Genomic DNA, 2,664 nt, shown 5'->3' on the forward strand with positions numbered 1-2,664 from the left:
GGGCGGGGTGGTGGCGAAGGTCGTTCGCAGGGACTGTTCGGGGGTCGGGGCGCTGTCCTGGACGTCGCCGGCCAGGTCCTCCAGCGCGTCGGTGGCCGCCATCTGGTCGGCGGCGGCCTGCAGTTGCGCGGTGACGACGGCGGCGATCTCCCTGTCGCGGTCGGCGACTTCGTCCGCGGCCTCGGCCACTTCGCGCCGGGCGTCGGTCTCCTTCTTCGTGGCGACCTGGAGGTCGTGGGCAGCGACGGCCTCGATCTCCGCGTCCTCCCGCTCCTTCTCCACGGCCTCCTCGTGGTTGTCCTCCTCCTCGCTGATGCGGTCCGGTCCGACCGCGACGATGTGCTCCGCCCGCGCCAGCACCGGCCGGGCTGCGGTGAGCGCGGCCGTCGCCTGCTGGATCGCGTTGTCGGCGGCGGTGATCGCCGGGAGCACGGCCTGCACGCGAGGGTCGCCGGCGACATCGGGCGCGGGGGTGTGCAGGCGCGGGGCGCCGGATGCGGCGGGGACCGGGGCGGGAGCGGTGCTCGACTGCCCGTTCGTCGCGGCCTGTTGGGCGGCGGCCCGTGCGGCGTTCTCGGCCTGCGTCAGCTCGGCCAGGGCCGCCTGAAAATCGTGGCGGCCCTTGGTCTCGTCCCGCTCGTGCTGCTTGATGACCGGCGGCAGTGTCGTGGCGGTCCGCCGTGCCTCCGCGAGGTCGCGCTTGAGCCGCTCGACCAGTGCCTCCGCCTGGCGCGCGGCCCTGGCGGAGTCGGCGGCCGTCTTCCTCGCCCGGGTATGGGCGGTGGTCGCGTCCGTGACCGCGCGCTTCGCCTCCTCGTGGGTTTCCACGGCTTCCGTGTACGCCTGGTTTGCCTCCCTGCGGGCAGCGAAGCGGAGGTTCAGCAGCTGCGGGGTGTCGGCGAGCGTGTCCGTGGCGGTGTACAGGAGTTCGGCCTGGGCGTCGAAGGCGTTCCACGCGGTGCTCAGGTCGGGGTCGGCGGTGACGAGGGCACCATCGGGGGTGAACTCCCAGCGGCGGATGCCCTGCGGGTCACGCGTCATCAGCTCCAGCGGGCGGTTGCCGAGCACGGCCGCACGCGAGGCCCCGTAGAGCGCCTGGCCGAGCCGGGTGCCCTGCGGGTCGGCGCCGAGAGCGACCCAGACCTGGACACCGTGACTGCCCGCAGGGATCGCGGAGTTGAGGCGCTCGGGCAGCGTGTGCGGTTCTACGGTGGCCCAGTCGGGGACGAGTGCCGGCAGGTCGTGGAGGTTCGGCGGGGTCTCCGCCGGGGTGAGCAGACCGTGGCCGAGGAGGTCACGCTCCTCGATGCGGAGAGTGACCGTACCGGTGACGTGACGGGTGCCCTGCGGTCCCTCCACAAGCAGGTGCGCGTCCACATCGACGACGTAACTCCGCGTCCCCCGCGCCCCGTTGGCGGGCGCGGAGGTACTGCCGGACTTCAGCCAGTCACGGCGGCTGCCGGTGGTCGTGCCGCCGAAGGCCGAGGGCTGGGTCTGCCGTTGCGCGAGCGGGACGTTGACCCCGCCGAGCTGGCGATTGTTGTCCTCACCGCTCAGGCGGTACGTGAGCGAGGTCGCGAAGGAGTGGTCCGCGCCCGCGGCGGTGCTCACCGTGTCGGTGGTGTTGTGGAGCTGGTCGAGCGTGACGTCGTCGGCGTGGGTGGAGCGGCGCGGGTTGTAGAGCGTGACCGCGATCGACGGGGCCTGGTCGGGTGCCCCTTCGAAGGGCGCGGTGCCGGGCATCTTGCGGGTGAGGTCGGCGACCAGCCGGGGACGGTCGAGGGAGACCCGTCCAGCCTGGATCAACTGGCCGAGCCGGACGGCCTGCCCCTCCACCGACACGGAGGTGATCTGCGCGTGCCAGCCTCCCAGGCGGCGCGGCGCGACGTTGTTCAGCGCCGTCTCCAGGTGCGCCCAGCCGTCGAAGTGGAACGCCGGCGTCGGTCCCACCGGGTGGAACATCTGCGCGTCGGTGAGATAGGGGCCGGCCGGCCGCACGGTATTGCGCGGGTCGGCGCCGGACTCGGCGGACGCTGCGGTCACCGTGGCCGTCGGTACGGGCACGTTGGTCTCGGTGCCGGTGAACCGCAGCGCCAAGCGGACCGGGACGGTGTCGGTGCGCTCGTTGCCGCCCGCCAGCAGCCTGTCGATCCACTGGCGTACGTCCCCGTCCGCGTCGGCCCAGGCGATGACACCGTGCTGGATGAGACCGCCGATGACGTTCGGCGGCCAGTCCACGACCAGCGCGGAACGGACCGTCAGCTCGTAGTCGTACTGGAGGCCGTCGAAGTCGGCACCGTTGTCCGTACGCAGCCAGAACCGGTTGTCGGCCGTGGTCGCCCGCCGGGCCGAGATGCTGCTGGCCGACTGCGGGGTGAACCCCACCTCCGCACGGTCCGTCGTCTGGGGATCGGGACCCTGGTCCGGACGGAGATAGCGGACCCCCGGCGTGACCGGGAGCTGCGCCTGCCCGATCGAGGCGCGGACGGCACTGCGGCCCGCGGCGGTGTGCGACTGCCACTGTTCGAGACCCGAACCGGGGGTGGAGGTGCCTCGGAGACCGGCCAGGTTCTGGGCCGCCCGGGGCCTCGCCCGCAGCATGACCTCGACCAGCCGCTCACCGCCGTAACCGTGGTGACGGAAGTGGAAACGGGTGGTGGCCGG

The 2,664-nt window shown here is 72.9% G+C and carries 1 pseudogene; it reads right to left on the reverse strand.

Annotated features, from left to right (window positions below):
* Positions 1–2,664 (reverse strand): annotated as a pseudogene (locus AC31A1_RS49755) (hypothetical protein); the annotation flags it as partial.

The sequence above is a fragment of the Streptomyces sp. P5F9 genome, from assembly GCF_057961495.1.